This is a genomic window from Thiomicrolovo sp. ZZH C-3, from assembly GCF_054862725.1.
In genome coordinates this window covers 153,396-180,064 of sequence record NZ_JBTKXX010000004.1, presented here as the reverse complement: position 1 = coordinate 180,064, position 26,669 = coordinate 153,396, and the positions used below count along the sequence as shown (strand labels likewise).

The 26,669-nt window shown below is 57.8% G+C and carries 27 protein-coding genes; 20 read left to right on the top strand and 7 right to left on the bottom strand.

Annotated elements, in window-relative coordinates:
- Positions 1-104: 104 nt before the first annotated feature.
- Complete coding sequence (locus ACXWTF_RS12235) at positions 105-1,436, bottom strand: MATE family efflux transporter (RefSeq protein WP_461715262.1); 1,332 nt, start codon at positions 1,434-1,436, stop codon at positions 105-107.
- A 265-nt stretch (positions 1,437-1,701) separates the two neighbouring features.
- On the opposite strand from ACXWTF_RS12235, the gene ACXWTF_RS12230 reads away from it, so the two are divergent.
- Genes ACXWTF_RS12230 through ACXWTF_RS12195 form a run of 8 tightly spaced genes read left to right on the top strand, consistent with a single transcriptional unit; the run spans position 1,702 to position 7,615 of the window.
- Entirely contained in the window at positions 1,702-3,177 is a 1,476-nt protein-coding gene (locus ACXWTF_RS12230; protein WP_461715261.1) for a hypothetical protein, read from the top strand.
- 11 nt (positions 3,178-3,188) lie between these two features.
- The gene (locus ACXWTF_RS12225; RefSeq protein WP_461715260.1) at positions 3,189-3,617 is read left to right on the top strand and encodes a TOBE domain-containing protein; all 429 of its coding nucleotides are present in this window, start codon (positions 3,189-3,191) and stop codon (positions 3,615-3,617) included.
- A 16-nt stretch (positions 3,618-3,633) separates the two neighbouring features.
- The gene (locus ACXWTF_RS12220; protein ID WP_461715259.1) at positions 3,634-4,053 is read left to right on the top strand and encodes a TOBE domain-containing protein; all 420 of its coding nucleotides are present in this window, start codon (positions 3,634-3,636) and stop codon (positions 4,051-4,053) included.
- A gap of 15 nt (positions 4,054-4,068) precedes the next feature.
- Complete coding sequence (gene modA / locus ACXWTF_RS12215; RefSeq protein WP_461715319.1) at positions 4,069-4,812, top strand: molybdate ABC transporter substrate-binding protein; 744 nt, start codon at positions 4,069-4,071, stop codon at positions 4,810-4,812.
- A complete protein-coding gene (locus ACXWTF_RS12210) occupies positions 4,809-5,219 on the top strand; it encodes a TOBE domain-containing protein (protein ID WP_461715258.1) in 411 nt (136 codons plus the stop codon). Before modA ends, ACXWTF_RS12210 begins: the two co-directional genes overlap by 4 nt.
- On the top strand, positions 5,216-6,070 hold the full coding sequence (modD, locus tag ACXWTF_RS12205; protein WP_461715257.1) for a ModD protein: 855 nt from the start codon (positions 5,216-5,218) through the stop codon (positions 6,068-6,070). Before ACXWTF_RS12210 ends, modD begins: the two co-directional genes overlap by 4 nt.
- Positions 6,057-6,740 carry a molybdate ABC transporter permease subunit gene (gene modB, locus ACXWTF_RS12200; protein WP_461715256.1) on the top strand — a complete coding sequence of 228 codons (684 nt, stop codon included), beginning with the start codon at positions 6,057-6,059 and terminating at the stop codon, positions 6,738-6,740. The genes modD and modB overlap by 14 nt, the downstream gene beginning before the upstream one ends.
- Positions 6,740-7,615 (top strand): ABC transporter ATP-binding protein, encoded by an 876-nt coding sequence (locus ACXWTF_RS12195; RefSeq protein WP_461715255.1) that lies wholly within the window; start codon positions 6,740-6,742, stop codon positions 7,613-7,615. The genes modB and ACXWTF_RS12195 overlap by 1 nt, the downstream gene beginning before the upstream one ends.
- Before the next feature lies 1 nt (position 7,616).
- On the opposite strand, the gene ACXWTF_RS12190 is transcribed toward ACXWTF_RS12195, so the two are convergent.
- Together ACXWTF_RS12190 and ACXWTF_RS12185 are read right to left on the bottom strand one after the other, a co-directional pair.
- Complete coding sequence (locus tag ACXWTF_RS12190; RefSeq protein ID WP_461715254.1) at positions 7,617-8,912, bottom strand: APC family permease; 1,296 nt, start codon at positions 8,910-8,912, stop codon at positions 7,617-7,619.
- Positions 8,913-9,086: 174 nt separating this feature from the next.
- Positions 9,087-9,542, bottom strand: a complete 456-nt coding sequence (locus ACXWTF_RS12185; protein WP_461715253.1) for a hypothetical protein — start codon at positions 9,540-9,542, stop codon at positions 9,087-9,089.
- A gap of 218 nt (positions 9,543-9,760) precedes the next feature.
- Here ACXWTF_RS12185 and ACXWTF_RS12180 point away from each other — a divergent pair, with 218 nt between their 5' ends.
- The 7 genes from ACXWTF_RS12180 to ACXWTF_RS12150 all read left to right on the top strand — a co-directional run bounded on the left by ACXWTF_RS12180 (position 9,761) and on the right by ACXWTF_RS12150 (position 19,062).
- Positions 9,761-10,132, top strand: a complete 372-nt coding sequence (locus ACXWTF_RS12180) for an HIT family protein (protein ID WP_461715252.1) — start codon at positions 9,761-9,763, stop codon at positions 10,130-10,132.
- Positions 10,133-10,245: 113 nt separating this feature from the next.
- The gene (locus ACXWTF_RS12175; RefSeq protein ID WP_461715251.1) at positions 10,246-10,875 is read left to right on the top strand and encodes a TetR/AcrR family transcriptional regulator; all 630 of its coding nucleotides are present in this window, start codon (positions 10,246-10,248) and stop codon (positions 10,873-10,875) included.
- On the top strand, positions 10,859-13,216 hold the full coding sequence (locus ACXWTF_RS12170; protein ID WP_461715250.1) for a TolC family protein: 2,358 nt from the start codon (positions 10,859-10,861) through the stop codon (positions 13,214-13,216). Before ACXWTF_RS12175 ends, ACXWTF_RS12170 begins: the two co-directional genes overlap by 17 nt.
- The gene (locus ACXWTF_RS12165) at positions 13,209-14,210 is read left to right on the top strand and encodes an HlyD family secretion protein (protein ID WP_461715249.1); all 1,002 of its coding nucleotides are present in this window, start codon (positions 13,209-13,211) and stop codon (positions 14,208-14,210) included. Before ACXWTF_RS12170 ends, ACXWTF_RS12165 begins: the two co-directional genes overlap by 8 nt.
- Positions 14,207-16,927 (top strand): ribosome-associated ATPase/putative transporter RbbA, encoded by a 2,721-nt coding sequence (rbbA, locus tag ACXWTF_RS12160; RefSeq protein WP_461715248.1) that lies wholly within the window; start codon positions 14,207-14,209, stop codon positions 16,925-16,927. The genes ACXWTF_RS12165 and rbbA overlap by 4 nt, the downstream gene beginning before the upstream one ends.
- On the top strand, positions 16,928-18,055 hold the full coding sequence (locus ACXWTF_RS12155; RefSeq protein WP_461715247.1) for an ABC transporter permease: 1,128 nt from the start codon (positions 16,928-16,930) through the stop codon (positions 18,053-18,055).
- A gap of 8 nt (positions 18,056-18,063) precedes the next feature.
- Positions 18,064-19,062, top strand: a complete 999-nt coding sequence (locus ACXWTF_RS12150) for a lipid A deacylase LpxR family protein (RefSeq protein WP_461715246.1) — start codon at positions 18,064-18,066, stop codon at positions 19,060-19,062.
- 73 nt (positions 19,063-19,135) lie between these two features.
- On the opposite strand, the gene ACXWTF_RS12145 is transcribed toward ACXWTF_RS12150, so the two are convergent.
- The 3 genes from ACXWTF_RS12145 to ACXWTF_RS12135 form a co-directional block, all read right to left on the bottom strand.
- The gene (locus ACXWTF_RS12145; protein ID WP_461715245.1) at positions 19,136-19,966 is read right to left on the bottom strand and encodes a hypothetical protein; all 831 of its coding nucleotides are present in this window, start codon (positions 19,964-19,966) and stop codon (positions 19,136-19,138) included.
- Positions 19,967-20,244: 278 nt separating this feature from the next.
- On the bottom strand, positions 20,245-21,261 hold the full coding sequence (locus ACXWTF_RS12140) for a DUF21 domain-containing protein (protein ID WP_461715244.1): 1,017 nt from the start codon (positions 21,259-21,261) through the stop codon (positions 20,245-20,247).
- A 68-nt stretch (positions 21,262-21,329) separates the two neighbouring features.
- The gene (locus ACXWTF_RS12135) at positions 21,330-21,827 is read right to left on the bottom strand and encodes a DUF4145 domain-containing protein (RefSeq protein WP_461715243.1); all 498 of its coding nucleotides are present in this window, start codon (positions 21,825-21,827) and stop codon (positions 21,330-21,332) included.
- Between the two features lie 246 nt (positions 21,828-22,073).
- Between ACXWTF_RS12135 and ACXWTF_RS12130 the strand changes: the two genes are divergently transcribed.
- On the top strand, positions 22,074-22,277 hold the full coding sequence (locus ACXWTF_RS12130; RefSeq protein WP_461715242.1) for a hypothetical protein: 204 nt from the start codon (positions 22,074-22,076) through the stop codon (positions 22,275-22,277).
- 31 nt (positions 22,278-22,308) lie between these two features.
- Here ACXWTF_RS12130 and ACXWTF_RS12125 read toward each other — a convergent pair whose 3' ends face one another.
- Positions 22,309-23,049 (bottom strand): DUF4395 domain-containing protein, encoded by a 741-nt coding sequence (locus tag ACXWTF_RS12125; RefSeq protein ID WP_461715241.1) that lies wholly within the window; start codon positions 23,047-23,049, stop codon positions 22,309-22,311.
- 348 nt (positions 23,050-23,397) lie between these two features.
- Between ACXWTF_RS12125 and ACXWTF_RS12120 the strand changes: the two genes are divergently transcribed.
- The 4 genes from ACXWTF_RS12120 (at position 23,398) to ACXWTF_RS12105 (ending at position 26,653) form a co-directional block, all read left to right on the top strand.
- Positions 23,398-23,913 carry a hypothetical protein gene (locus tag ACXWTF_RS12120; RefSeq protein ID WP_461715240.1) on the top strand — a complete coding sequence of 172 codons (516 nt, stop codon included), beginning with the start codon at positions 23,398-23,400 and terminating at the stop codon, positions 23,911-23,913.
- Positions 23,914-24,059: 146 nt separating this feature from the next.
- Positions 24,060-25,304 carry a DEAD/DEAH box helicase gene (locus ACXWTF_RS12115; RefSeq protein ID WP_461715239.1) on the top strand — a complete coding sequence of 415 codons (1,245 nt, stop codon included), beginning with the start codon at positions 24,060-24,062 and terminating at the stop codon, positions 25,302-25,304.
- A gap of 296 nt (positions 25,305-25,600) precedes the next feature.
- Complete coding sequence (locus tag ACXWTF_RS12110) at positions 25,601-25,792, top strand: hypothetical protein (RefSeq protein WP_461715238.1); 192 nt, start codon at positions 25,601-25,603, stop codon at positions 25,790-25,792.
- 255 nt (positions 25,793-26,047) lie between these two features.
- The gene (locus ACXWTF_RS12105) at positions 26,048-26,653 is read left to right on the top strand and encodes a hypothetical protein (RefSeq protein ID WP_461715237.1); all 606 of its coding nucleotides are present in this window, start codon (positions 26,048-26,050) and stop codon (positions 26,651-26,653) included.
- The last annotated feature ends 16 nt before the right edge of the window (positions 26,654-26,669 follow it).

The window sequence follows — 26,669 nt, the reverse complement described above, 5'->3', positions numbered from 1 at the left end:
TGTTCGTCACATCGTATCTACGGCGGGCATTGTAGATAACTTTATGAACAAAGTCAGTTGCACTTGTGGTTAAGTTTTAAGCAGACAGGGAAGCGATGTAGGGGTCATCGGGAGAGGTCGCCGAGGATCTGTCTGGCGTACCAGAGCGTGATGATCGCGGCGGAAACGACGACGCCTCCGATGCCGAGCCACACCGACAGGGCGCCGGGGGCGATTTGCGTCAGGAGCCAGAGGACGGCCAGCGGGGCAATGATCTGCCGAAGGAGGCTGATATAGAAGATAAAAGCGGGCCGCTTGACCCCCTGCAGCATGGCGACGTAGGTAAAGATGATGACGAAGGGGTAGATCAGAAAGGCTTCGACGCGCAGATAGAGGGCCCCCTCGGCAATAACGCCGGGGACGTCGCTGAAAAATCCCATGACCGATTCGGCGCCTGAGAGCAGCAGGAGGCCGCCGATCACGGCGACGATACCGCCGTAATAGAGGGAACGTTTGACCGTTTCATTGATACGTTCGTACCGGCGGGCCCCGCTGTTCTGCGCGACGATGGCGAGCACCGCGACGTTGAGGCCGACGGCGGGCATCAGGATGATCTGTTCGATGCGCATGCCCACCCCGTAGGCCGCGACGACCTCCTGCCCGTAGGGCGCGGCAAAGTAGGTGATGATGTAGATCCCCACCGCCATCAGTGCCAGGTTGGCGCTGGGCGGGATCCCCTGCCGGATCAGCTCCCCGAGGGCCGCCGGGTCGAGACGGAAGGGGGACGGAGCGCGGTAGACGGGTTTGGTCTTCAGACGGTAGAAAAGATATGCGGCGCTCATGGCCTCAATGAGGAGGGTGGCCAGGGCGATCCCCGTAACGCCCATCGGTGCAATGCCGAGCCCCCCGCGCACGAACCAGGCGTCGAGGGCGACGTTGATCACGGCGGCGGCGACCAGGACATTGCGGAATGAGACGGTGTCCCCGACAGCGTTGAGCAGGGCGTTGAGAAAGAAGGTAAAGACGAAGAAACCCGTACCCATGATAATGATGTTGATATAGGCCAGGGCCTCTTCGAGGTAAGCGTCCCGGGCACCGAGGGCCTGCATCAGCGCCGGTGCGGCGGCAAACCCCGCGGCGGTCAGGACGATCGCCAGCAGCCCCCCGAAAAGCAGCGCATTGCGCGCGAGATGGCGGGCTTCATCCGTATTGCCCGCCCCCAGCGCATTGCCGACAACGGCCGTCACGGCTTCGCTCATCCCCTCGGCAAGGGAGATGATGATGAAGAAGATGGGAAAGGAGAGGGAGAGGGCGGCCAGCGCCTGGGTCGAGATGGTTCCGGCAAAGTAGGTATCGGTGATATTGAAGAGGGTGTGGAAAAAAAAGCCGATGCAGGCGGGCACCGCGAGGGTCCTGATATGGCTTCGGATACTGCCGCGGGTGAGATCAAGCTGCATACGCTACCGTCCGGTGGTTTTAGCCATAGTATAAACGCTCTGCCTTCGTCTTAGGGTGATGAAAGCGAGGGCGTTCACTTCTTAAGCGGCAGGCAAGGCAAGTTTATCTACGATTCCGTTATGTTTTTCAAAACATAACACTTTTGTCATGTTTTGTCGCCTTTTTTTACACTAAACAGAGATTTTTAGAGAATAGGCATTGCAAAAATCGTTATGTTTTATAAAAAATAACGCTTCGGAAGGAGCGTGTTATGAAGGAGAGTCATTGAAAACGACCGGCTTGATCAGTGCCGCTATGGCGGGGATGCTGGGGACTGCGCTCCATGCATCGGAGGCGAATCCCCCGAAACAGGCGCTTAATTCGAACTATACGTTGGTGTATAACGCTGTCCCGGGGAGTGCGGAGCGTTTCGCGGGGATGTTCCGCGACGGGGCGTTCTACGGCCGCCTGCGCTCGAACACCTTTTACTATAAATGGCAGGCGGAGAGTGCCACGCAGGACGACCATCTCATCAGCGCCCTCGGCGGCTCGCTGGTCTTCCGCAGCGCCAATTTCGGCGGGTTCGATTTCGGGATGGGGCTCTACTACTCCCAGGCCTTCTTTGATGACGGCGGGGACCCGGTCAGCATGCTCAAACCGGGCAAGGACGTGCTGAGCCGTTACGATTACGTCAATACGGACAACAAGGGAATGGGGACACTGGGCCAGGCTTATATCGCCTACAGCGGCCTCCCCAAAACCCGTATCAGCGTCGGCCGCCAGCTGGTGGAGACCTTCTATACCAAGTCCAACGACACGAAAATGATCCCCAACACCTTTGACGGCATCGTCATCGATACGAAAGCGGTCCCGGCGACGGCGCTTCGCGTGGCGTACCTCGCCGAGCAGAAGCTGCGTGACCATACGCAGGCGCACTCGGTCCTGATGTACGGCGATGCGAACAGCAGCAGTTCGGAGCGGCCGGAGTGGAGCGAGAACGATGACTCCGCGATGCATAAGGGGCTCACCTACTCGGCGCTCAAAGCCGCAGGCAAACCGACCGACGCGCCGCTGATCACGGGAGACCTGCACAATACGGCGATTCCCAACATGAAACTCGACGCCTCCTTCTACATCGTTCCGGAACTCGTCAGCGAGGTGATGGCAGAGGCGAACTACAAGATCGCCCTGGGCAGCGTCTCGCTGACACCGGGGGTCCGCTATATCCAGCAGTTCGACAACGGCGCGGGGAAGGTCGGCGGCGCGGCGTACAACGGTACGCTTGCGGGCCAGAACGGCGCAGCCGGCGGCTATGATGAGGCCGACTCCCTGGACGCGCAGATGCTCGCCGCACGGCTTGTGGCGCAGCTGGGCAAGTACAAGCTTAACCTCGGGTATACCCAGGTCTTCGACGAAGCGGACCTGATCACCCCGTGGCGGGGCTTCCCGACGGCGGGCTATACCCGCTCGATGGCCCGCTACAACTGGATGGCGAATACGAAGAGCTACCGCATCGAGCTGCAGCGCGCCGCCAACAAAAGCGGCGTCTTCACCGACATTTTCGTCCAGGCTTCCATTCTCCACACCGATGCGGACGAGTCGAAGGGGTACTATGACGAGAACTACTACTACCTCGGATTTGTCCAGAACCTGCCGATGCTCTCGGACCTGCAGTGGCGGCTGCGCCTGGGGTATAACGACACGAAAAAACCGGATGCCGACAGCCTGGATTCACGCTTCGAGCTCAACTACCTCTTCTAAAGGAGCGGAGGATGATGATCAGTGCGCAGAACCAGATCGATGCCGATATCGTCACAGTGTGCCGGGATGGTGTCAGTGCGCTGCTGGAGCTCAAAACAGCGCAGGGGACACAGCTGTTCGCTTCGATCACCGGGAATGCCTCTGATGCCCTCTCCGTCAGGGAGGGGGACCGGGTTATCGCCTTTTTCAAAGACTCACATGTGCTGGTCGCGACGGGGTGGGCCATCCCCATCAGTGCGCGCAACCGGCTCGAAGGAGAGATCGAAACCATCCAGCGCGGCGTTGTCAATGCGGAAGTACGGATCCGGCTTGGCGGCGGGGACCGCATCAGCGCGACCGTGACCGACGACGCCGTGACGAACCTGGCACTGCAGCCGGGCATGCCCGTTGTCGCGATCATCAAGGCCTCGGATATGATGATCGCCAAACCTGTCCGATAAAAAGAAGGAACAAAAAATGAAAATCAGTGCCAGAAACCAGATCGATGCGGAGGTCCTTTCCGTTAACAGAGGGGCGGTCAACGCCAAAATTGCGCTGCTCGCCCCCAAAGGGACGCTGCTCAGTGCCATCGTGACGATCGAAAGCGTCGAAAGCCTCGGCCTGACCGAAGGGGATGCCGTCCGTGCTTTCTTCAAGGCGTCGCACGTGCTGATCGCGACGGGGGGGATCCCGAACATCAGTGCCCGCAACAAACTGCCGGGCCGTGTCGAAACGGTGATCCAGGGGGCGGTGAACACGGAGCTGATCATCCGTCTGGAGAGCGGGGATCTGCTCACCGCCATCATCACCAATGAATCGATGGCGGAACTGGGCATCGATAAAAACAGCGATGTGATCGCCATCGTCAAAGCCAGCGACGTGATGATCGCAAAATAAAAGGAACCAGTTATGATGAAAAAGACAGTATTGTCACTGCTTTTGGCACTCTCCGCTTTCGGCGGCGAGATCAACATCGCCGTGGCGGCGAACGTCAGTTACGCTATCGATGAACTCAAGGCGGTCTTTGCGAAGCAGTACCCGGATACCAAGGTCCGGGTGACGCTCGGCAGCAGCGGGAAGCTGACGGCCCAGATCAAAAACGGTGCGCCTTTCGGTCTCTTCATGGCGGCGAATATGAAGTACCCAGCGTCGCTTTATGCTGACGGGATCGCCACAACGGAACCGGTCGTGTACGCCCAGGGGGCGCTGGCCTACCTCAGCGCGAAAGCGATGGACTTCTCCAAGGGGATCGCTCTGGTGGCGGACAACTCCGTCAGCAAGATCGCCATCGCCAATCCGAAGACGGCCCCATACGGCACCGCCGCGGTCGAGGCGATGAAGAAGGGGGGCGTCTATGATGCCGTCAAGCCGAAGTTCGTCTATGCCGAATCGATCTCCCAGACCGTGACCTACGCCTTGACGGCGGCGGACATCGGTTTCATCGCGAAATCTTCCCTTTACAGCCCGAAAATGGCACAATACAAGGAAAACGTTAACTGGACGAGTGTCGATCCGGCACTCTATACGCCGATCAAACAGGGGATTGTTTTGCTTAAATATGCGGGTGAGAGTGCGGAGTACAAAGCCTTTTACGACTTTATGCTGAGCGACGAAGCCAAGACGATCCTGCGCCACTACGGATACATCGTCGAGTGAACCGGATCGAAGCCTATATCACCAGGATCGAACGCCGGGACAACATCACCGTCGTCTCGTTTAACGCGGACGGTCAGCCTATGCGGATGATGGCCCTGGGGCTGACCAGTCCCATTGCCGTCGGCACGCGGGTGATCCTCGGGGCCAAGGCCTCCCATGTGGCCCTGGCCAAGCAGCTTGACGGGCACCTCTCCATCTCCAACCGCCTCGAAGCGGTGATCGAAACGGTTGAGACGGGGGCGCTGCTGTGCAGCGTGACGCTCCGTGTCGGCCCGGCGCGGATGGAGAGCATCATTACCCTCGATTCCGCCGAGACGATGGCGCTGCATGAGGGCGACAGTGTCACGGCACTGATCAAGGCAAGCGATCTTTCCATTCTCGAGATCGTTGAAGAAGGAGACGCATGAACCGGTTGTCCGATCCGGAACTCTGGGAGTACATCAGGGGGGATGTCCCCTATTTCGACCTGACGACGCATCTGCTGGCGCTGCCGCCGCAGCAGGGCACGCTGAAGGTGTTGACACGCAACGAGGTCGTCGCGGCCTGTACCGAAGAGGCGGTGCGCATCGGGGAGCTTCTGGGCTGCGAGGCCTACAGCGCCTTCCCCTCCGGACGTGTTGCCGAGCCCGGCAGCGTGCTGCTGGAGCTGCACGGCGATCACGAGGCGCTGCACGGTGCGTGGCGGCTTTGCCAGATCCTGCTTGAATATGCCTGCGGGATGGCGACGCGCGCACGGACGATGCTTACCAAAGCGCGTGCGGTCAACCCGCACTGCGAACTGCTCGTCACCCGCAAAAGTTTCCCCTTTGCCAAACGCTTTGCCGTCCGCGCGCTGATGTGCGGCGGTGCGATGCCGCACCGCCTGGGGCTCTCGGAGACCGTCCTCGTCTTCGAACAGCACCGTTCGCTTTACAAAGACAGCGCCGCGTTCGAGGATGCCCTGCGGGAGCTCAAGCTGCGCTGCGTCGAGAAGAAGCTGACGGTGGAGTCCGAATCCCTCGACGACGCCAAACGGATGCTCTCCCTCGGCGCGGATGTGATCCAGATGGATAAGTGCGGCCCCGACACCCTGCGCGAACTCGTCGAATACAAGCGCGAGCACCATCCCGCCGCGACGATCCTGGCGGCCGGGGGGATCAACCCCTCCAACGTGGCCGATTTCGCCGCCTCAGGCGTGGAGGGGGTTGTCACCAGCAGCCCCTACCAGGCGGGCATGGCCGACCTGACGGCACGGTGGGAGACCGATGGAAGCAATTGATTTCGGCCCCTTCCTGCTGTCGTTCAAACTGGCGGGATTGACAACGCTCATTCTTTTCGCGGTCGCCCTGCCGGTCGCATGGTGGCTGTCGCAGACGGCATGCCGCTGCAAACCCTTCGTCGAGGCGGTCACCTCCCTGCCCATCGTCCTGCCGCCGTCGGTGCTCGGGTTCTATATCCTCTACGCGCTCTCGTACAACTCGCCGCTGGGTGCCTTTTTCGAGCAGACTTTCGGTATCAAACTTGTCTTTAACTTTACGGGGCTGGTCATTGCCAGCGTCTTCTACTCTTTCCCCTTTATGGTGCAGCCGCTGCAGAGCGGCTTCGAGGGGTTGAACAAGAACATGCTGGAGGCCTCTTACATCAGCGGGAAAGGCAAGGTAGAGACCCTGCTGCGCGTGGCGCTTCCCAATATCAAGCCGGCGCTGATGACGGCGCTGATCGTCACCTTTGCGCATACGGTCGGCGAGTTCGGGGTCGTCCTGATGGTCGGAGGGTCCATCCCCGGCGAGACCAAGGTCGCTTCGGTCGCCATCTATGAGATGGTTGAGGTGATGGATTATACGACGGCGCATATCTACAGCGCGATCATGGTGGTGCTCAGCTTCGTGGTGCTTCTGGGGGTCTACCTCTTTAACCAGCGGCAGAACCGCCGGATCGGGGTGGCGTGATGATCGAACTGAACATCCATAAAATGCTGCAGGGCAGCGGCGGCGAGATGCCGCTGGATGTCGCACTCTCCATCCGTGAGAAAAGCTTCGTAGCCCTGGCGGGGCAGAGCGGCAGCGGGAAAACGACGCTGCTGCGGCTGCTGGCCGGGCTGGAGCAGGCGGAAGGGGAGATCAGCGTCGCCGGGGAGAGCTGGCTGGGAAAAAAGAGCATGCTGCCGCCGCAGAAACGCGGGATCGGATTCGTCTTCCAGGACTACGCGCTTTTCCCCAATATGAGCGTGGAGCAGAACCTGCTGTACGCCAACAAGGACCGCGCCCATGCCGCCATCTTGCTGGAGATGACGGGGTTGCTGGAGCTGAAGAATCGGCTGCCGGGGACGCTCAGCGGGGGGCAGCAGCAGCGTGTCGCGCTCTGCCGCGCCCTGATGAACCGGCCGAAACTGCTGCTGATGGACGAACCGCTCTCCGCGCTCGACCCGGCCATGCGCCTGAAGCTGCAGCATGACATCCTCATGCTGCACAAGGCGTTCGGTACGACGACGGTGATGGTCAGCCACGATCCCAGCGAGATCTACCGCCTGGCCGAGCGGGTCGTCGTGCTTGATCATGGCCGGATCGTACAAGACGGTACCCCGGGCGAGGTGCTGCTGCGTACCAGCGGCAGCCAGAAATTCACCCTCGAAGGGGAGCTGCTCGACATTATCCGCGCCGACGTCATCTACATCGCCGTCGTGGCTATCGGACAGCAGATCGTCGAAGTCGTCTGCGACAAAGAGGAGGCGGAGCGTTTCGAGGTCGGACAGACCGTAGAGGTCAGCACCAAGGCCTTCGCCCCCTCCATTCACCCTGCACGCAAAGGCGGCGGACAGCTCTGAATCAGCGGTAGGGGCGCTCCAGGAAGTGCCCCCGCACCCACCGCCCGTAGAGGCTTTCAAAGAGTATTGACAGGGCAATGAACCCCCCGAAGATCACGACGGCACGGCCGTTCTTCTCCCAGGTATGATAGAGCAGGATGGCCAGCGCGCATGCACTCAGCAGCAGGGCAGTGAGGTGGATCAGGCGGCTGCCGCCGATGGCGGGGCCCAGTTTCAGTGCCGCGGCGTTGACGAGGGTGAAGATGAGTAGAAACCCCGCACTGCCGATAATGGCGATCTCGGTGAGGTTGAAGGTGTTGGCGATCAGCAGTGCGGCGGCCATGGTGGCGAGAATGCCGATAAAGGGTTCATTGCGACGCTCCTCGTCGAACGCTTCGGGCAGGCGTCCGTCTTTGGCGAGGGTATAGCCCAGCCTGGCGTTGCCGTAGATGGTGGCATTGATGGCGGAAAAGGTCGCCAGCAGTGCGGTGACGGCGACGAGAATGAACCCGGTCTGCCCCAGCGCCGGCTGCGCGGCGACGGCCAGGGCGTAGTCCTTTGCCTTTTCCAGCGTCGCCTCGGGGACGGTGCTCACCGTCACCGCGGCAATAAGCACGTAAAGGGCGATGACGATCAGGACGCTGAGCACAAAGGCCCGGGGAAGATTACGCTCGGGTTCGGCAATATCTTCGGAAGCGTTGGCAATAAGCTCGAACCCCTCGTAGGCGACAAAGATGATCATACCGGCGGAGACAATCGAGAAGAGCGTCCCCCATTGCTGCGGTTCGAACGGGGCTGCCCGGAGGTAGGGGAGACTGGAAACGATGATGACGGCGAGCAGCAGCATCTTTATGCCGACGATGAAACTCTCCGAGCGGCTGACGAAGCTGGTGCTGATAAGATTGATGGCCGTCGGCAACACGATCGCCGCCGAGATCAGAAGGTGATGCAGCCAGGGGGAACCGTCGGGGAAAAAAGTGTGGGCGTAGGCGGCGAAGGCGACGGCGTAAAGGGCGATGGTGACGAGGTAGCTGAGCCAGAGCATGAGGTTGACGCTGCCCGAGGCGAGGGTGTTGCCGAACGCCTTGTCAATGTAGGTGACGGTTCCCCCGCGCCCGGGAAAGGCAACGGAGAGCCGTGCATAGGAGAGGGCGGTCAGCAGCGCGATGACACCGCCGAAGAGGAAGGCCAGCGGGGTGGCGCCGCGGGAGAGGGAGACTGCTTCGCCCAGTACGGCAAAGATCCCCCCGCCGACCATGCCGCCGATCCCGATGGCGACGGCGCCGACAAGACCGATACTTTTCCGGGACGTTTGCACGGTTGCTGCCTTGGGATGGAGTATAGTTATGGTAACGCTTCCGCGGTTAACTTTTGGTTTGAAACGTCTGCGTCATTCGCTGCTGAACAGCTTCAGCCACGGCACTGAGAAGCACTGATAGTTCAGTAATAGGGCGTCTGCATTTGGGGAGGGGCACTGCCCCTGTAGAGGGTGTCAGCGTACGCGTTTTTTCCGCGTTGGCTTCGGTTCGGGCTCCGGCGTGAGGTCGACGGCACTCTCCATATTGCCGGTACGGTACCGGATAATGAGACGGATGGGGGTGTCCATCGGGGGAACGGGCATCTGCTTGTACCCTTCCATCACGATCAGTTCGCTCAACCGGTCGATATTGCGACGGCTGGCATGGTCAAGGACTCTGTAGCTGTCGGCCGTGCCGTCACTGCGGAGCATGAATTCCACGACATTGCTGTCGTGGATCTGCTGGCCCCCCACGGTCTGAACGGCCTGTGCCTTCATAAGCGCGACAACACGGGACTGGTTGTCGAGAATGTAATCCAGCTGGCTTTTTGTCAGGGGAACCCCAAGGTAGAGGGCCTTGATATTCTGTCTGACATCGATCTCGGCCAACAGGGAAGCGGCGATCAGAGAGAGGATAATGAGGTACTTCATGTAAACACTCCTTTGGCGCGAAACGTGCCGCCTGATAAAAATCGGTATTTCCCATTGTTACAGGTGTTTTCTTATGTTTACCAAAATCTTTGCCAAATAAGAGAAAACGATGCATAAAATGTAAAGTGTTCTCGACAGTGAAAGCGAAAAGCTTCTCCTCCAGTCTGCTGTTACGGGAGCCAAACACATTTTAATCCGTCTTCTGCCATCCTACGGCTATGAACTGTATTTTTTGCCATCTCCCCGACGCCAGTGTGATCGACAGCAACGCACTTGCCGTCGCCTTTTACGACAAATTCCCTGTGACGGAGCACCATACACTGATTATCCCCCGGCGCCACGTCGCGGACTATTTTGAACTGACGCGGGAGGAGGTTGCCGCCATGCATGCGCTGCTGCAGCGTCAAAAAATGCGTCTGCTGGCCTTGGACGGAACGATCAGCGGTTTCAACATCGGTATCAATGTCGGTGCCGATGCCGGGCAGACGATCTTTCATGTCCATATGCACCTGATCCCGCGCCGTAAAGGGGACCTGTCTGACCCCCAGGGCGGCGTACGCGGCGTGATCCCTGACAAACGGAAGTACTGACGGGCCGTACGTATGTGCTGCAGAAACACCCTCTGCAAATTTTCAGTAATTAAATTACTCTTAAGAAAATAGCTCCTATACTGTAGGCAGTCAACACACAAAAGGCGTGCGGCATGAAGCAGAGCGCAACGGATGCGAAAAAAGCCAGGCTCTTGGCATTGGCGTCGACGATGCTGGAGCAAAAAGGGTTTCAGCAGTTGAAAGTGGCGGAGCTGGCCAGAGCCGGATCGGTCTCTATCAGTACTGTCTATGCGATCTTCGGTTCGAAAGAGGGGATCTACCTTTCCTACATTGAATCGAAGATCGACGCACTGCTTGAAGCCATTGACGGTATTGCCGATGAAGACCCCGTTATGCAGTTGAAACAGTATGCCGGCTTCATTTTCGGCACGCTGGAGCAGGGCCGGCTTGTTTTCGAAGAGGGCGTAAGCAGCAATCCGCTCTTTTTCAACTCTGTCAGCAACGAGTTCCCGCAGAGCGCGAAAAAGATCCACAGTTTTCTGGCGGCCTGTTTTTCAAAGATCAATCCCGGCCTGGAGAAGGAGCAGACCGATCTGCTCGGATACGCCTTCAGCGGTCAGCTGCACGGGTACATGCAGTACTGGGTAATGGCAGGCGGAGATCCGCTGGTCCTCGCCGAGCAGTTGTGCGATACCTTCATCTGCCAGACGAAAGGGTGTTACCCGTATGCGCAGGATAAAGACGCGGAAGCAAAAGGGGGATCAGATGAAAACCGGACGTAGGCGTTGGGGCGCGGTGGCGCTGCTCCTGTTCCCCGTTTTGGCTTCCGCCCTCAATGTGGGCATCGTCGCGGACCGTTACGATGAGACATTTGCCCGGGACCGGGCGGCACTGGTGACGGAAGTGAAACAGCTTGCCCCTGTCCCTTCACAAATCCTCTTCCCGGATACATTGCAAGTAGAGGGCGGTGGCGACACTGGCCGGACCGCAGCCGCGATCGAACGCCTGCAAAAAAATACGAACGTCGACATGATCGTTCTGCTCGGTACACTGGCGGGGGATGTTGCCCTCTCAAAGGGTGCCATGCAAAAACCGACGGTGATTCCCTTTGCGGAAGGTACCGGACTTCGGGGGATCGCACCGGCAGGGGACGGGAGCGGCATTCGTAACGTCAACTATGTTCTGGGCCATAGCGCGTTCGGTGCTGCCCTGGAGCGGCACCGCGAAATCGTGCCGTTCGAGCAGGCATCGCTGCTGGTCGATGCGCGCGTCCTTGCGCTCTTCCCGGAAATGGCGGCGCGTGCTGCAAAGCAGGCAAAAGCACAGGGGGTCAGGCTCGAGGTACTGCCGGTGGCCGCCGATGGGACCTGCAGCGTGGCCGAAGGAAGCGAGGCCGTGTTGCTTGGGGAGATGTCGGGGCTCGCCGCGGCAGCGCGCACGGCGTTGATGGAGCGCCTGAGTCGGGAGAAGCTTCCTGTTTTCTCGTTGGGAGCTGAACCCGGGGTAGGCTCCGGCGTGCTGGCCGATCTCTTTGTCTCCGATGAGCGTCTGCGGCGTCTGCGGCGCAGTGCCCTGAACATCGTGGCGATCGCGCAGGGAGGGACGGCGGAGCGCCAGAGCGTCGCTTTCGAAGCGCAGAGCGTGCTGCGCATTGATATGGCGGTCGCCCGTGCCCTGCAGATCTCGCCGCCGTTCCGTGTCCTGGCACAGGCGCGCCTGCTGCACGAGTCGGCCGCTGATGGCAAAGCAATGGACCTGGTCAGCGCGGCGGAAACGGCGTTGAAGCAGAACCTCTATGTAATCGCCGGTAAACTGGGGGTCCGGGAGGGTGAAGAGAGCATCGACGAGGTACGTTCGGTCCTGCTGCCCCAACTGAGTGCGGAGCTGCTTTACACCCAGCGTAACGGCGACAACGTCTACGTCGAAGGGGGTTTCTATGCCGAGAAGAGTACGGACGGTGCGCTGAAGCTGCAGCAGATCCTCTTCTCGGAGAAGGCACTGGCGAGGCTGGCGGTGCAGCAGTCGCTGCAAAAAGGGCGCAGGGCGCAGCAGCGCGGGCTGGAACTCGAGGTGGTCCGTCAGGCGACCACGGCGTTTTTGCAGACGCACGTGGCCAAAACACTCCTTGACATCCGCCGGGAGAACGAGCGGCTGATGCAGGCCAATCTAGCGATGGCGAGACAGCGTGTCGATGCGGGGATGACGGACCTCTCCGACGTCTACCAGTGGGAGAGCGAGATCGCGGTGGCGACACAGGCACGGCTGCAGGCCGAGGCCGCTGTCGCCAGGGCGTATGAACAGCTCAACCGTATTTTGCACCGGCCCATCACCGACAGGTACGCATTGGCGGAAGTGACCCTGGAGGATCCTGCCCTCGTGATCAGCGATAGCGGTCTGCTCGGACGTATCAGCAACGCCGTATCGTTTGAACGGCTCAACGCATTTTATGTCGACGAGGCACAGAAGGTTTCGCCGGACCTGGATGCGGTCGAAGCGCAGCTCTCGGCGCAGCGCCGGCAGTACCGTTCCGACCGGCGGGCCTACTGGTCCCCGGAGATTGCGCTGTACGGCGAAGTGACCCATGTGTTCGACGAGACCCGGACGCCGGGTGCGGCGTTCAGCCTGGAGGACGAGACCAACTGGATGGCGGGGGTGTCGCTCTCCCTTCCGCTGTTCGAGGGGGGAGGGCGCAGCGCCCGTGCCGCACGCTCAAACCTGGGGGTCAGACGGCTGGAGGCGGACCGCCTCGAGCGGCTGTCGGCATTGGAACAGCGGATCCGGGGGGACCTGCATACGCTGCGTGCCGGGTATCCGGCGATCGCACTGGCGCAGTCGGCGGCCGCGAGCGCACGCAAAAGCTACAGGCTCGTGCGGGAGAATTATGCCCTGGGGAACCGGACGCTGGCGGACCTGCTTGTGGCGCAGAACGCGGCACTCTCCGCCGATTTCGGTGCAGTGAACACCCGCTACCGTTTCCTCGTCGATTTGATGCAGCTGCAGTACGACAGCGGGCGTTTCGATTTTTTCATGAACGCGGAGGTGCGCAGGGATTTTATCGCCAGGTTGCGGCATGCCCTCGTAACCCCGGAAGCCTACCCGCTCAAAAAGGAAACCTATGAATAATCCATTTGTTAAACGTGCGGGCATCGTCCTGCTGCTGGCCGCCGCGGCCGGCGCCCTCTATTTCACGCTGCTCCGGCTGGAAGGGCCTTCCCTGCCGGAGACGATCGCGATGGGGAACGGGCGCATCGAGGCGACGATGGTCGACATTGAAACGAAACTGCCCGGAAGGCTTGCCGAGATCACCGTACACGAGGGGGACATGGTCAAAAAAGGGGACCTGATGGCGGCCATGGACACCGACGAGCTTGATGCCCGTTACGCCCAGGCCCTGGCGCAGGTACGCCAGGCGGAGCAGCAGCGCAAACTCGCGCTCTCCGTGGTCAAGCAGCGCGAGAGCGAACGGACCCTTGCGCGCAAAAACCTTGAACGCTCCAAGAACCTCTATGTCAACAAGAACATCCCGCTGGTACAGCTTCAGCAGCATGAGTCGGCCCTGAACGTCACCGAAGCCGCATTGGAGGCGGCGCGGGCGCAGGTCGTCAGTGCCGATGCCGCCATTGACGCGGCGCGGGCGCAGGCGGATTCGATCAAGGCGAACCTTGAAGAGAGCCGGCTCTATGCGCCCATCGACGGACGGGTCCTCTACCGGCTCCGCGAACCCGGGGAGATCATCGGCGGCGGCGGAAAGGTGCTGACACTGCTGGACCTGACCGATGTCTATATGACGATTTTCCTGCCGACGGCGCAGGCGGGGCGCATCGACGTCGGCAGTGAAGCGCGGATCATCCTGGATGCGCGTCCCGATGTCGCGATTCCGGCCACGGTGACCTTCGTCTCCCCGCAGGCGCAGTTCACCCCCAAAGAGATCGAAACACAGAGCGAGCGCGAAAAGCTGATGTTCCGGATCAAGGTGAAAGTCGACGAAGCCCTGCTGCGCCGCTATCTTGAGCGGGTCAAGATCGGACTGCCGGGGAGCGCCTATGTCCGCACGGACGCGCAGACGCCGTGGCCCGAGCGCCTGAACCGTCTGCCGGGGGATGATCCGACGCCATGAACAGTGTGGTCACCCTTGCAGAAATCTCCCACCGCTACGGCAAGACACCGGCGCTCGAAGGCGTCAACCTGGAGATTCCCGCAGGCAAGATGGTCGGCTTTATCGGCCCCGACGGCGTGGGGAAATCGACGCTGCTGGGACTGATCTCCGGGGTCCGGCGCATCGAAGCGGGGCGCGTGGAGGTTTTCGGGGGCGATATGGCCGATGCACGCTACCGCGCATCGGTCTGCCCGCGCATCGCCTACATGCCGCAGGGACTGGGCAAGAACCTCTACATGTCCCTGTCGGTGTATGAAAACGTCGAGTTTTTCGGGCGCCTGTTCGCCCAGGGGCGCGCAGAGCGCGAAGCGCGGATCGCGGAGCTGCTGGAGAGCACCGGGCTGGCCCCTTTCAAAGCGCGGCCGGCCGGAAAGCTTTCGGGCGGCATGAAGCAGAAGCTTGGGCTCTGCTGCGCCCTGATCCACGACCCGGACCTGCTGATCCTCGACGAACCGACGACGGGGGTCGACCCGCTCTCTAGACGGCAGTTCTGGGAGCTGATCGAGCGTATCCGCTCCCACAGGGAGGGGATGAGCGTGATCATCGCCACGGCCTACATGGAGGAGGCGGAACGCTTCGACTGGCTGGTGGCGATGGATGAAGGGCATGTGCTGGCCACGGGCACCCCCGATGCCTTGCGGAAGCAGACCGGCACGGAGACGCTCGATGAAGCGTTTATCCGCCTGCTGCCCGAACACAAACGCCGGGGGCATGAAACCCTCGTCGTCCCCCCGGGTAACTTTGCGGACGCGGAAGATGCCATCGCCGCGGAGGGGCTGACGATGCGTTTTGGCGATTTTACGGCGGTGGACCGTGTCAGTTTCCGGATCAAACGCGGCGAGATTTTCGGTTTCCTCGGTTCCAACGGCTGCGGGAAGACGACGACGATGAAGATGCTGACCGGACTGCTGCACCCCAGCGAAGGGGAGGCGTGGCTCTTCGGGGTCCGGAGTGAAAGCCACGATCTGGAGACCCGCAAAAAGGTCGGCTACATGACCCAGGCCTTCTCGCTCTACGCGGAGCTGACAGTGCGGCAGAACCTTGTGCTGCATGCCGAGCTTTTCCATCTGCCCGCGCAGGAGGTTGAGCCGAGGGTCAATGAGATGATCGAACGCTTCAAGCTCGAAGCCTACGAGCACAGCTACCCCGACGGGATGCCGCTGGGCATCAGGCAGCGCCTCTCCCTCGCCGTCGCCGTCGTGCACCGGCCGCAGATGCTCATCCTCGACGAGCCGACCTCGGGCGTCGACCCCGTGTCGCGCGACAGCTTCTGGAAGATGCTGATCGATCTGGCGCGTCACGACGGCGTCACGATCTTTATCTCCACCCACTTCATGAACGAGGGCGAACGCTGCGACCGTATCTCCTTGATGCACCAGGGCAGGGTCCTGGCCAGCGACACGCCGGCATCGCTCATCCGCGCCCGGGGGAAGACGGGGCTGGAAGAGGCTTTTATCGATTACCTCGAGGAGGCGATCGGGGAGGAGGAGAAGGGGCAGAGCGCTGCGGAGCCGACGCCGGAGCCGCACCGCTCCAAAACGCCGAACCGTTTCTTCAGCCCGCTGCGCCTTTTCGGTTACAGTTACCGCGAAACGCTTGAGCTGCTGCGCGACCCGGTTCGGCTCACTTTCGCCGTGTTCGGGACCATATTGCTGATGCTCACCCTGGGGTACGGGATTACGATGGACGTCGAGGATCTCCATTTCGCCGTGCTCGACCGGGATCAGAGCCCCCAGAGCCGCGATTACGTCCAGAGCCTGGCGGGGTCGCGCTATTTTCTCGAGCGGCCGCCGCTGCATTCGCAGGCGGACCTGGACCGGCGCATGCGAAGCGGGGAGGTCGCCGTCGCCCTCGAGATCCCGCCGGGCTTCGGCAGGGATGTGACGCGGGGGCAGCAGACGCAGATCGGGGTCTGGATCGACGGGGCGATGCCGTTCCGCGCCGAAACGATCCTGGGTTACATCCGGGGGATGCACTACAACTACCTGACGGAGCTGACACGCCGGACGCTGGGGTATGTCCCCGCGCTGTCGCCCGTGGATATCGAAATGCGCTACCGCTACAACCAGGACTTCAAAAGCATCTTCGCGATGGTGCCCGCGATCATCCCGATCATGCTGGTCTTCATCCCGTCGATCCTGATGGCATTGAGCGTCGTGCGGGAGAAGGAGCTGGGCTCCATCACCAACTTCTATGCCACCCCGGTGACGCGCCTGGAGTTCCTGCTGGGTAAGCAGCTCCCCTATATCGCAGTGAGTATGGTCGGTTTTTTCGGCCTGGTGATGATCGCCGTGTTGCTGTTCGGGGTCCCGCTCAAAGGGAGCCTGATGACGCTGAGCCTGGGGGCGCTGCTTTTTGTGACGATCACGACGGGCCTCGGGCTGCTCATGTCCGCTTTTACCCGGACCCAGATCGCCGCTTTGGCGGCAACGGCCATTCTGACGCTGCTGCCGACCATCAGCTTCTCGGGGCTCAGCGAACCCGTCAGCTCCCTTGAAGGGGCGGGGCGGGTCATCGGCGAGATCTACCCGGCGACCTACTTCATCAACATCAGCCGCGGCGTCTTCAGCAAGGCCCTCACACTCAGTGACCTCTCCCGCGACTTCGCGGCCCTGGCGGCGGCGGTCGTCATTATCACGCTGCTGAGCATCGCGGCGTTAAAGCAGCAGGAACACTAGATGAAAAAGCATCTCGCGAACATCTACCTTCTGGGGATCAAGGAGCTTCGCAGCCTGCTACGGGACAAGATGATGCTCTTTTTGATCATCTACTCCTTTACCTTCGCCATCTACGTCAAGGCGACCTCCACCTCGACGGAGCTGGTGAAGGTACCCGTGGCTTTCGTCGACGAGGACCGTTCGGCCCTCTCCATGCGGATCATGGACGCCTTCTACCTGCCCCGGTTCCTTCCGCCGGACCTGATCAGCTCGAGCGCTGCCGACGCCGGGATGGAAGAGGGGCTCTACACCTTCATCATAACCGTACCGCCTTCGTTCGAGAAGGAGCTGCTCCAGGGCAGACATCCGACGCTCCAGGTAAGCATCGACGCGACGCGGATGTCCCAGGCCGGTATCGGGGCCGGCTATATCCAGCAGATGGTCAACGACGAAGTCCAGGAGTTCCTCTACGGTCAAAGGACATCGGCACCGCTGCCGGTGGAAGTCGTCACGCGCATGAAGTACAACCCCACGCTCGACAGCATCCGCTTCGGGAGCATCATGGAGGTGATCGGGCAGATATCGCTGCTCTCCATTATGCTCGCAGGGGCGGCGCTGATCCGCGAGCGCGAACACGGCACGCTGGAGCACCTGATGGTCATGCCGCTGAGCGCGGTGGAAATCATGCTCTCGAAGGTGTGGTCGATGGGCCTTGTCGTACTTGCCGGTGTGACGTTTTCGATCGAGATCGTTGTGCAGCGCATCCTTTCCGTTCCCGTCGAAGGGTCGCTGACGCTCTTTTTGTTCGGATCGCTGCTGATGCTGTTTTCGACGACGTCGATGGGGATCTTTATGGGAACCGTTGCCCGGACGATGCCGCAGCTGGGGCTCATCATTATTCTTACGATCCTGCCGCTGCAGATCCTCTCGGGCGGGGTGACCCCCTTTGAAAGCATGCCGCAGGGGCTGCAGAACGTCATGTTGCTGATGCCGACGAGTCACTTCGTCAGCATGGCGCAGGCGGTGCTCTACCGCGGCGCGGGTATCGACATCGTCTGGCCGGAGCTGCTCGCCATCAGCGGGATCGGCGTCGTCTTTTTCCTGCTGGGGCTCTTTTTCTTCCGCCGCAGCCTGGCCAGCGCTTCATGAGGGTGCCGGTGCGGATACTCATCTGGCTGCTGTCGGCGGGACTGCTTCTGCCGCTGCATGCACAGAGCTGGTCGTTTTCGATCGACAACGACATGATCTTCGGGTCGGACGACAAATACACCGGCGGTTTCCAGGTCGGCTGGATGAGTGATGCACTGGATGCAAGTGAAAAGGGGAGTTTTCAATACGGCTACGTCAAGGGGATGCGCGATCTTCTGAGGGCCGTTTACCCGTTTGACCTCTCCGAAATGAAGCAAAACGGGGCCATCAGTCTCCAGGGGATCGCCATTACGCCTGAAGATACGAATGAGACCGAACCCGTCTACGATGACGTTCCCTATATGGGGTCGACGGCCCTGACCGCGTCGCTGTTCATCTGGAATGAGAACATCTTCCACGAGGTGCTGATGACGCTGGGGATTATGGGACCCTCTTCGGGGGCCGAAACCGTGCAAAAGGGTCTGCACCGGTGGTTCAGGATCGATGAACCCCAGGGGTGGGACAACCAGGTGCCGGACCGGCTGCTATTTCAGACCGGCTATGTGATGGGAACGCGCCAATACTCCGGCCGTATCGCAGAGCGTTACACTTTCGAGTGGTTCAACAGCCTCTCCGTCAACGCGGGAAGCAGCTATGTCGGGGCGGGCGGGGGCACGGCCGTGCGCTTTGGGGAGAACGCTCCCAAAAACTTCGTGACGATCAGCGGGATTGTCAACCGTTCGCTTGCCCATCAGCTCAACCTGGATACACGAAAGGGGACGTGGGGGTGGAGCGTCAACCTCGCGCTCTTCGCCGATGTGATCGGCTACTTCTACCTGCACGAGTATGCCAAGCAGCACGGGTACGATTTCGAGATGCCGACGACGATCCTCACGGGGTTGCTGGGATTCGATCTCTATTACGAGAGGCTGCGGGTTTCGCTGGAACTCTATCCCAGCCGTCCGATCGGGCAGTATGTCCGTTCCAACTATTTCGGACGTTTAAACCTGGTGCTACAGGTACCTTAAGCAAAGGAGGGAACCGTCTTCCGTAACCTGTTGTCCCATAAAGCATCAACGCCGTCATTCGGTCCGGGATTTTTTATTGGCCGTACAATTCAAAGCATCGGGTTACTTTGTCAAAGTTATCGCCGGCCAGTCCCAAACATTTGTTCATACTCGCTTGCTTTTCGTTAAGCGCTCTGACCTGGGCATCGGCCAATGTCTGGCTTGCTTTGGCGTCGGCTTCCGCCGCTTCGGCCTGTTTGATGCTGGCCTTTGACATTGCTGTGATTTGATTGATCGACAGTTTATGCATCTCCAGGAAATCCTCCCGGCTGAGGTAGCCGTTGGCCGCGGCTTCGCAATTACGATACATAAAGTCCCGGGCCAGCAGAACGAGCTGAGTCCTGCCCTGCAGTTCGATCATCTGCCGGGAAAGGTTCAAGCGCATCTGAAGGCTGGTGTCATTTGTAATACCGATACGGCCAGAGGCATCCACGTCCGTGCCGCCCTGTATGACGCTGAGTGCGTTGACGGCATTGGAGAGCTTGGCCATCGCTTCGGCATTGGCCGCCAGCTGGTTTGAGAGGGTATTGGTCATCTCCATCGAGGCGTTGGCGGCTGTATCTGACGGGGGTTCTGCACAGATACTGAAATCGGGGTTGAAATAGTTTTTCGTCAGCTCAACGAGCTGGATTTTTCCCTGGTCATCGGTGATGATTTTCCCATCCGCATCCGTCAGAATGACTATGACCTTTGCCTCTTCAGGTCTTTTCCTCTCCCGTATATAGGTTCCTCTCAGCTCCGAGGGAAATGTGGCGATCGTATCGTTACCCGGGTTGTGATAAAGCTTGACTCTGTTTTGCGGCATCATGCTGCAGCCGACCATCAGCGGGGTGATTGCGACCAGGAGCAGTAAAGTGCGTTTCATTCGTTCCTCCTCCTTCTGAAGCAATGGCAATAGACAGGAACCGTATGGCAGCTCCCCGGCCAATGCACAGTGCATTTTTATACTCTAAAGGGGAGTATATCGTAATAACAAAATATATTGTAGAAAAATTAAAAAGTGTACAAAATTGATTATTTTAGGCAGAAGCGCGCCTTTAAAAGATGAAAATCTGCAGCCGTTTTATCGTTTTTATACGGCCGAAAAAGCGTTGAAATCCTCGGGGGTGTGAGAGAAAGGAAAAAGGTGGGAACGGGGGGCGATTACTTTGCCACGATCCCCCGCAGGAGCCGTCCGAGGATATCCGCACCGGTGATAATGCGCCTATCCGTTCCCCAGACGAGGATGATGTCCTGGTCGATGACGTCGTCTTCCATATGCTCCGCATCGACCTGCAGCCCCGGCAGGATGTAGTCCAGCGTCGTTTCCATGTTGGTGATGATCGTCGGACGGTGGCAATGCTCCATGGGGTCGAAGGTGTCGAACTCGAAAAGCGCGGCGTTGATAAAACCGTCGGCGTCCATGACCAGGCGGGGGTTGTCCCGCATGTCGGTCAGGATGATCCACGATTTGTGGGGTCTCTGGACCCGGCGCAGGAAGGGGTCGGCGGCCGAAGGGGTGATCTCGGGGAACTGCGGTACACTCCCTTCGAATTTCATCGGGATAATACTCAGAGGCTCGATGGGCTCGCCCTCGTCGCTCACCTTGAGGTCGTCCATAGCCAGGAAGTTCAGCGCACCGACCCCCTCGGTCCGCGTGATCTCCGAATCGCGCTCCTGGATATGGAGTTTGAGCATCTCCTCGATCTCGTTTTCGCGCAGGAACTGCACCGCTTCTTTGCCCAGCCAGAGATCGAGCATCTTGGCCGAGGGTTTGGCCAGCGGCCAGAGCAGCAGTTGGTAAAAACGCAGCAGCGGGGCCAGGGTCGAGGCCATTTTAAGGGCGTTGCGGGAGAAGTAGGCCTGGGGAATGATCTCGCCGAAGAGGGTAATGATGATGGTCGAAAAGATGAAGGCGACCACGCCGGCCATGACGGAGTTCGAAAGCAGGGTGAGCAGAACGTTGATGCCGACGTTGCCCCAGAGAATCGTCGTCAGCAGAAAGTTCGGGTCCTCGCGCATGGCGTAGACCTTTGCCGCAGTCGCGTCGCCTTTGGACATGTCGATACGCAGCCGCATTTTGCTGATGCTGAAAAAAGCGAGGTTGAGCCCGGAGAACATCGCCGACTGTGTGATACAGAAGGCGATACCGAGCCAGTTCAGAAGTGCTAAAGATGTCATTTCCATGCACAATCTTACTACGGGGGGCTTAAGGGAAAGACGATGCGCTGGTCGGACCCGGATCGGCTTTAGGTCTCATCCGGTTCCCAGACAGGCAGGTTGTTGTAGGCCTTTTCGATCCTTTTGACCCGGGTGATCTGTTCTTCGACGATAACGTTGATCACGGTGAACATGATCAACGGCATATCGGGCGTGACACGGAGGTCGACTTCACCGGGTGGGACACCGTGCTCGCCTGACACCCGGCAGTACTCCAGCGCCTTTTGAATCCGCTTTGGCAATCCCCGCTTTACCAGGGAGTGGATATCCCTGTCGATATGGACCCCAGTTTCGCCGAGTTCTTTCATCAGCGTGTAGATGACCAGTCGCAACAGTGCTGCGGAGGATTTTGGAGAGTGCCTGACGATGGTACGGGCTTCATTATAGAGCTTGATACACGTTTTGGGCATGTCCGCATGGGGCAGGGGAACCGTTGTGTTGTCAAGAACGATCATCTCTTCGTTGATCCAAAAGGATTTTTTGCCGGATCCCTTTCGGCGTAGTCTGTCCCAGAATGTCTGTTTCATCGTGTTTTGATTCTGCACCGTTCGTGCCGCCTTTTCCTTTTGTCACCAAAACCGCCGTAACGTTGCGGTCATGGCAAAACGCATTTTGGAGCTGGCATCTTAGGGAAAAGATGCCTTGGTTCAGCTAAAAAAAATATTTGTTTTATGTTTGGATATGTTTTTGTTTCCATTTTGTTTCATTTGACAGGTTGAGATTAACTGTTTACAATGGATCCAATGCCATAAGGGAGTCAAAGGAGACAGGTCATGAAAACACTTTTAGCGCTTGTTTTTACAGTAATGCTCGTCGGAGGTTGTTCTGACCAGAAAACGGAAACGGAAGGGGATAAGAGCGATCATGTACTGCGGCAGGAGATCGACGTCATGCGTGATGCGCAAAGTGTCACGCAGAGTGCCAATGCAAAACTGAAAGAACAGGAGGCCCAGGCCGACGCGCTGGCCGGGCATTAGCCCCTGGGGAAAAAAGAAGAGAGAAGAACGTTTAGAACTCCTCGTCTCCGAACTCTTTATCCATCTCTCTCTGGTACGCTTCTTCTTTCTCCTGTGTAAGCTGGGCATCTGTCAAAACGGCCTCGTGGAGGAACTCACCGAAGAAGGTCTTGGGCTCTTCGTATGCCAAAAAGGCGTAGGTTCCCACCAGGAAACCGACGATGGTCAGGGCCGCAATCACCTTTTGCAGCGGGTTGAACATCTGGATAGGCTCCTTGATACGGAGTTCGCAGGTACCGCCGGGACAATGGACCGGGTCAATTCGTGTCAGAAGTTTGTAGATCATACAGCCGACACAGATGGAGAAGGCACTCTCCAAAAACATCAGTGACGCACAGAGAACACAGATCAGGACCTTGTAAAACGTAATGTCCCAGTTAATGACGAACCACCAGACCATTGGCAGGGAGATCAGCCACCCCAGTGTCCAGGCAAAGCGTTTCTGCAGCCCGCCGACGTACTCCGGTTTTTGGTTTTGAACGATAAACTTGCCCAGCAGAAGGGAAGGGACATATTTCGGACTGATCATTCTCAGCGTAAAATCGATAAACAGAAAGGCAAGGTAGATCCTCGCCGCCATGATGTGGTTGAAGCCTATCCCGACAAAGATGATGATGGTCCCCATCGTTCCGAGGATCCCTGCGGCGGCTCTCGCTTCTCTTTCATTAACGACCCTGACGTCGTACCCGGGTACCTTTTCTCCGTAATCCCATAAAAAACTCTGTAGGTTCAAAAAACTTCCTTTGTGTGCATGAGAATATGCGTAATCATTCCCTGGTTCGATAAACACAGCACGAACAGGGCTTTCAAGTAAATGCATTGTGATAAAGTTTTGATGCGGGACGAATTATAACAAATTTTGAAAAGAGTGGGCATTGAAAAACTGTTTTTTTTCTTGATAAATCAGCTTCGTTGTGAGTTCATCTGACATATGCAGGACGGGTCGAACTTTTCAGCCTTCATGAGCTAATGGCACATGCATTTTTTATAGTTACAGGCTATTGATGAATATTGCAAAAATTAAGTGATATCTAATCTCCGTACATGTAGGATGGATTATATTAAATATTAGGAGAAGAAAATGAAAAAGTATGTCTCATCCATGCTCGCCGGTGCCTTGGCCCTGGGATTGGTCGGTTGTGGTAGCTCCTCAAGCAGTACAAAGGTCACTTTGGCGGACTTGAATGCCACAGGTGCAACGGGGTATCACATCAATGTTGATCTGGATTTTGCGAATAACACATATGATGCCTCAAATATCGATTACTACTTCTGTACGGATGCTGTTGGAACATATGATTATTATGCGTATACACAGGATCGCGTATATGGTTCTGAACTGCTTGTCGATGAGCCCGATTTTGATTATGGCTACTTGGACTATGTGGCGCAGAGCGGTATTCTGGAGTTTACATCCGATCAAACTCTGGGACTCTCATACGAAGTCGCTTCGGCTACAGATATTCTTAAAGCAGGTAGCACCTACGATATCGATCTCTTTATAGAAGCGACACTTGTGACATCAGGTACAGTGCAAATCAACAGTATTTCAGACTACGATTGCCCTGTTCCTGTCCCTGCCTCCGCGTCGAAGTAATGTATGGCCAAAACTCTCTTAGAGGGTTTTGGCACTTTTCTCTTTTTCACCTTACAAACCCTCCTTTTGCAGCTGAAACGCGATGACGATGCGCGTTAAAGCCCAAACCCCCTAAAATACGTGCAACAAACTATGAGGATAGCTTCATGCCCTTTACCGGACTCGGACTTATCGGCGCGATTGAACGCGCATTGCGGGAGAACGGCTATGTCGAACCGACGCCCGTACAGCAGCGGGTGATCCCGCTGGTGCTAGAAGGCAGGGACGTTATGGCGCGGGCGCAGACGGGCAGCGGCAAAAGCGCCGGCTTCGTGCTGCCGCTGCTGCAGCTCTGGTCGCAGCGCAAAGGGGAGGGCAAGGCGAAGATCAAGGCCCTGGTGCTGACGCCGACGCGGGAGTTGACGCTGCAGGTGGCGCAGGCGTTCGAGACCTTCGGAGTTTTCCTGCCGAAGCCGCCCAGGGTCGTCAGCATCATCGGCGGCGAGCGTATCGGCGATCAGCTCTACGCCGTACAGCAGGGGTGCGATATCGTCGTCGCGACCTCCGGGCGGCTCATTGATGTACTGGGCAAGAAGCAGATGAACCTCGCGCACCTGGAGTTCCTGGTCCTTGACGAGGCGGACAAGATGCTCGACCTCGGCTTTGCCGAAGAGCTGGATCTTATCCTGCCGCAGCTTCCCGAAAAACGGCAGAATCTTCTTTTTTCCGCGACCTACCCGCCGAAGATGCAGACCATCGCATCGCGCATTACCCAGGAGGCCGTGGAAGTGGCCTTTGCGTCGGAAGCACCGACGGTTCAGAGTATTGAGCAGCGGGTAATCGAGGTGGACCGCGAGAAGCGCGGGCCGCTGCTGCGACACCTGCTGGAGCGCGAACCGTGGGAACAGGTCCTGGTCTTCATGGCCAACAAGCGCGCGGCGGACAATATCGCCGCGAAGTTCCGCAAGTACGGTTTTTCGGCGGAGTCGTTCCACGGCGACCTCACGCAGGAGGAGCGCAGTGCGACGCTGGAGGATTTCAAGCAGAAGCAGTTCCGCATCCTCTTTGCCACCGATCTCGTCGGAAGGGGACTGCACGTGGACGACATCGACTGCGTCGTCAACTTCGACCTCCCGCGCTCCCCGGCGGATTACATCCACCGCATCGGACGGACGGGGCGCGCCGGAAAGTCGGGCACGGCCATTTCGTTCATCGACCATGAGACGCAGGCGCATTTCAAGGTCATCGAAAAACGCGCGAAGATCCGGCTGCCGCGCGAGCGGGTCGAAGGCTTTGAACTGACCGGCGAAGCCCCGGTTAAAACAAAAGGCCCGGCACCGGTAAAAGGAAAGAAAAAAAGCAAGAAGGACCGTCTGCGCGAACAGGCCCGCAAAGAGGCCGAAGGGCGTTAAAAGACGAGGCTTTTATGCACTCCTTATGCGTGGCGCCGACTGCTTCCTACCCAAAAGAGGACATTGTCTATCTACCCTACTAAGAGAACTCTTGATCACATACACGCTTTCCTCTTTTTAAATACAAATATTGTCATTATAAATTTAATACCGTTACTCATCTTACAGCTCCTTATAATTGAAAAGCATTTAAAGTACTTAGAACAGATACTCATTAATGGGGAGAAGATGTTTTTTATTCCTTTGGAAATCTATGTGAACAAGTATTTTGCAAAGAAGTCCGCTGAAGAAGAAAAATGAACAAAGGGTTGCTGTTTCTCGGGAGTTGTTTTTTGTTCGGCGCTTATGACGCCTTTTTTAATCATCGTCTTTTTGTGGGTATTTACGGTACATCAATAAAAGGTGAAAACCTGGAGATGCTTACAGGGGGCGTATCATTGATATTCGGCATGATCTGTATTTTAGGTGCATTACATGAAAAACGTTAGTCGGATAGGTTTAATTATTGGGATTATTTTCCTATGCGGTTATTACGGGATTTTACCGATGCTGGGGATGAAAGTCTATGTGAAATACTCTGGTTTTGTACAGCTTACTCTGTTGCAAAGCTTATTGAACCTATCGGCAGGAGTAGTAATATGGATGTTGGGGAGAAAATTCAAATGGATATAGATACTCCCAGTGCCGTTGTTCTCAAACTCCAAATATTCCAGAAGCTACAGTCGCATCAAAGGAGAGCCAAGATGATAGTCAGGATGTTGTTTTTTGCATACACTCTGGTATATGCAGAGCCGATCAATATATTCAACTATTTTCCCTCTCCAGACATGCAGGAGCGTGAGTTCGTTTATGAAATACGAAACACACCGGGTTCAGAGTATGTCGAAACGTTGACAGTGCATGAACAGTGTGTCAGCTACCATAGGGTATATGCACCTTTTGAATATACCCAGGTTGTTGCCATCGGCGAAGCGTTTGAAGAGGGAAGCCATCAAGAAAAAAAGATTATGAACGACGCGCATTACGATTATACGCTCTGCTGGAATGGCAATATGATTTACGCACAGGAGCAGACAGATTCGCCATTACTGTCCAAAAAGTCCAAATGGCAATCGAAGCTGTCCAGTACTGATGCCAATCAAACGGTTGAGACGGTGATGGTGGAGTGTGAAAGAAAGGAGTCAGAGATCAAGATGCTTTATGGCGAAGCGTATCATACCGTTAGAGTCGAATGCGATGACGGCATGGGCTCATATGCCGTTTTCGCCGATAAGATTGGAATGATAGAGAGTGGTAATAATTACGGGAGTGTAAAGCTTAGTCAGATACGAGCGAAAGATAAACAGTGACAGCTTCTATTCGAAA

Excerpts from the sequence above, each read along its gene's own strand:
- ACXWTF_RS12235 (WP_461715262.1), bottom strand. The coding sequence starts at position 1,436 with ATGCAGCTTGATCTCACCCGCGGCAGTATCCGAAGCCATATCAGGACC.
- ACXWTF_RS12225 (WP_461715260.1), top strand. The coding sequence starts at position 3,189 with ATGATGATCAGTGCGCAGAACCAGATCGATGCCGATATCGTCACAGTG.
- ACXWTF_RS12220 (WP_461715259.1), top strand. The coding sequence starts at position 3,634 with ATGAAAATCAGTGCCAGAAACCAGATCGATGCGGAGGTCCTTTCCGTT.
- modA (WP_461715319.1), top strand. The coding sequence starts at position 4,069 with ATGAAAAAGACAGTATTGTCACTGCTTTTGGCACTCTCCGCTTTCGGC.
- modD (WP_461715257.1), top strand. The coding sequence starts at position 5,216 with ATGAACCGGTTGTCCGATCCGGAACTCTGGGAGTACATCAGGGGGGAT.
- modB (WP_461715256.1), top strand. The coding sequence starts at position 6,057 with ATGGAAGCAATTGATTTCGGCCCCTTCCTGCTGTCGTTCAAACTGGCG.
- ACXWTF_RS12195 (WP_461715255.1), top strand. The coding sequence starts at position 6,740 with ATGATCGAACTGAACATCCATAAAATGCTGCAGGGCAGCGGCGGCGAG.
- ACXWTF_RS12185 (WP_461715253.1), bottom strand. The coding sequence starts at position 9,542 with ATGAAGTACCTCATTATCCTCTCTCTGATCGCCGCTTCCCTGTTGGCC.
- ACXWTF_RS12180 (WP_461715252.1), top strand. The coding sequence starts at position 9,761 with ATGAACTGTATTTTTTGCCATCTCCCCGACGCCAGTGTGATCGACAGC.
- ACXWTF_RS12175 (WP_461715251.1), top strand. The coding sequence starts at position 10,246 with ATGAAGCAGAGCGCAACGGATGCGAAAAAAGCCAGGCTCTTGGCATTG.
- ACXWTF_RS12170 (WP_461715250.1), top strand. The coding sequence starts at position 10,859 with ATGAAAACCGGACGTAGGCGTTGGGGCGCGGTGGCGCTGCTCCTGTTC.
- ACXWTF_RS12165 (WP_461715249.1), top strand. The coding sequence starts at position 13,209 with ATGAATAATCCATTTGTTAAACGTGCGGGCATCGTCCTGCTGCTGGCC.
- rbbA (WP_461715248.1), top strand. The coding sequence starts at position 14,207 with ATGAACAGTGTGGTCACCCTTGCAGAAATCTCCCACCGCTACGGCAAG.
- ACXWTF_RS12155 (WP_461715247.1), top strand. The coding sequence starts at position 16,928 with ATGAAAAAGCATCTCGCGAACATCTACCTTCTGGGGATCAAGGAGCTT.
- ACXWTF_RS12145 (WP_461715245.1), bottom strand. The coding sequence starts at position 19,966 with ATGAAACGCACTTTACTGCTCCTGGTCGCAATCACCCCGCTGATGGTC.
- ACXWTF_RS12140 (WP_461715244.1), bottom strand. The coding sequence starts at position 21,261 with ATGACATCTTTAGCACTTCTGAACTGGCTCGGTATCGCCTTCTGTATC.
- ACXWTF_RS12135 (WP_461715243.1), bottom strand. The coding sequence starts at position 21,827 with ATGAAACAGACATTCTGGGACAGACTACGCCGAAAGGGATCCGGCAAA.
- ACXWTF_RS12130 (WP_461715242.1), top strand. The coding sequence starts at position 22,074 with ATGAAAACACTTTTAGCGCTTGTTTTTACAGTAATGCTCGTCGGAGGT.
- ACXWTF_RS12120 (WP_461715240.1), top strand. The coding sequence starts at position 23,398 with ATGAAAAAGTATGTCTCATCCATGCTCGCCGGTGCCTTGGCCCTGGGA.
- ACXWTF_RS12115 (WP_461715239.1), top strand. The coding sequence starts at position 24,060 with ATGCCCTTTACCGGACTCGGACTTATCGGCGCGATTGAACGCGCATTG.
- ACXWTF_RS12110 (WP_461715238.1), top strand. The coding sequence starts at position 25,601 with ATGAACAAAGGGTTGCTGTTTCTCGGGAGTTGTTTTTTGTTCGGCGCT.
- ACXWTF_RS12105 (WP_461715237.1), top strand. The coding sequence starts at position 26,048 with ATGATAGTCAGGATGTTGTTTTTTGCATACACTCTGGTATATGCAGAG.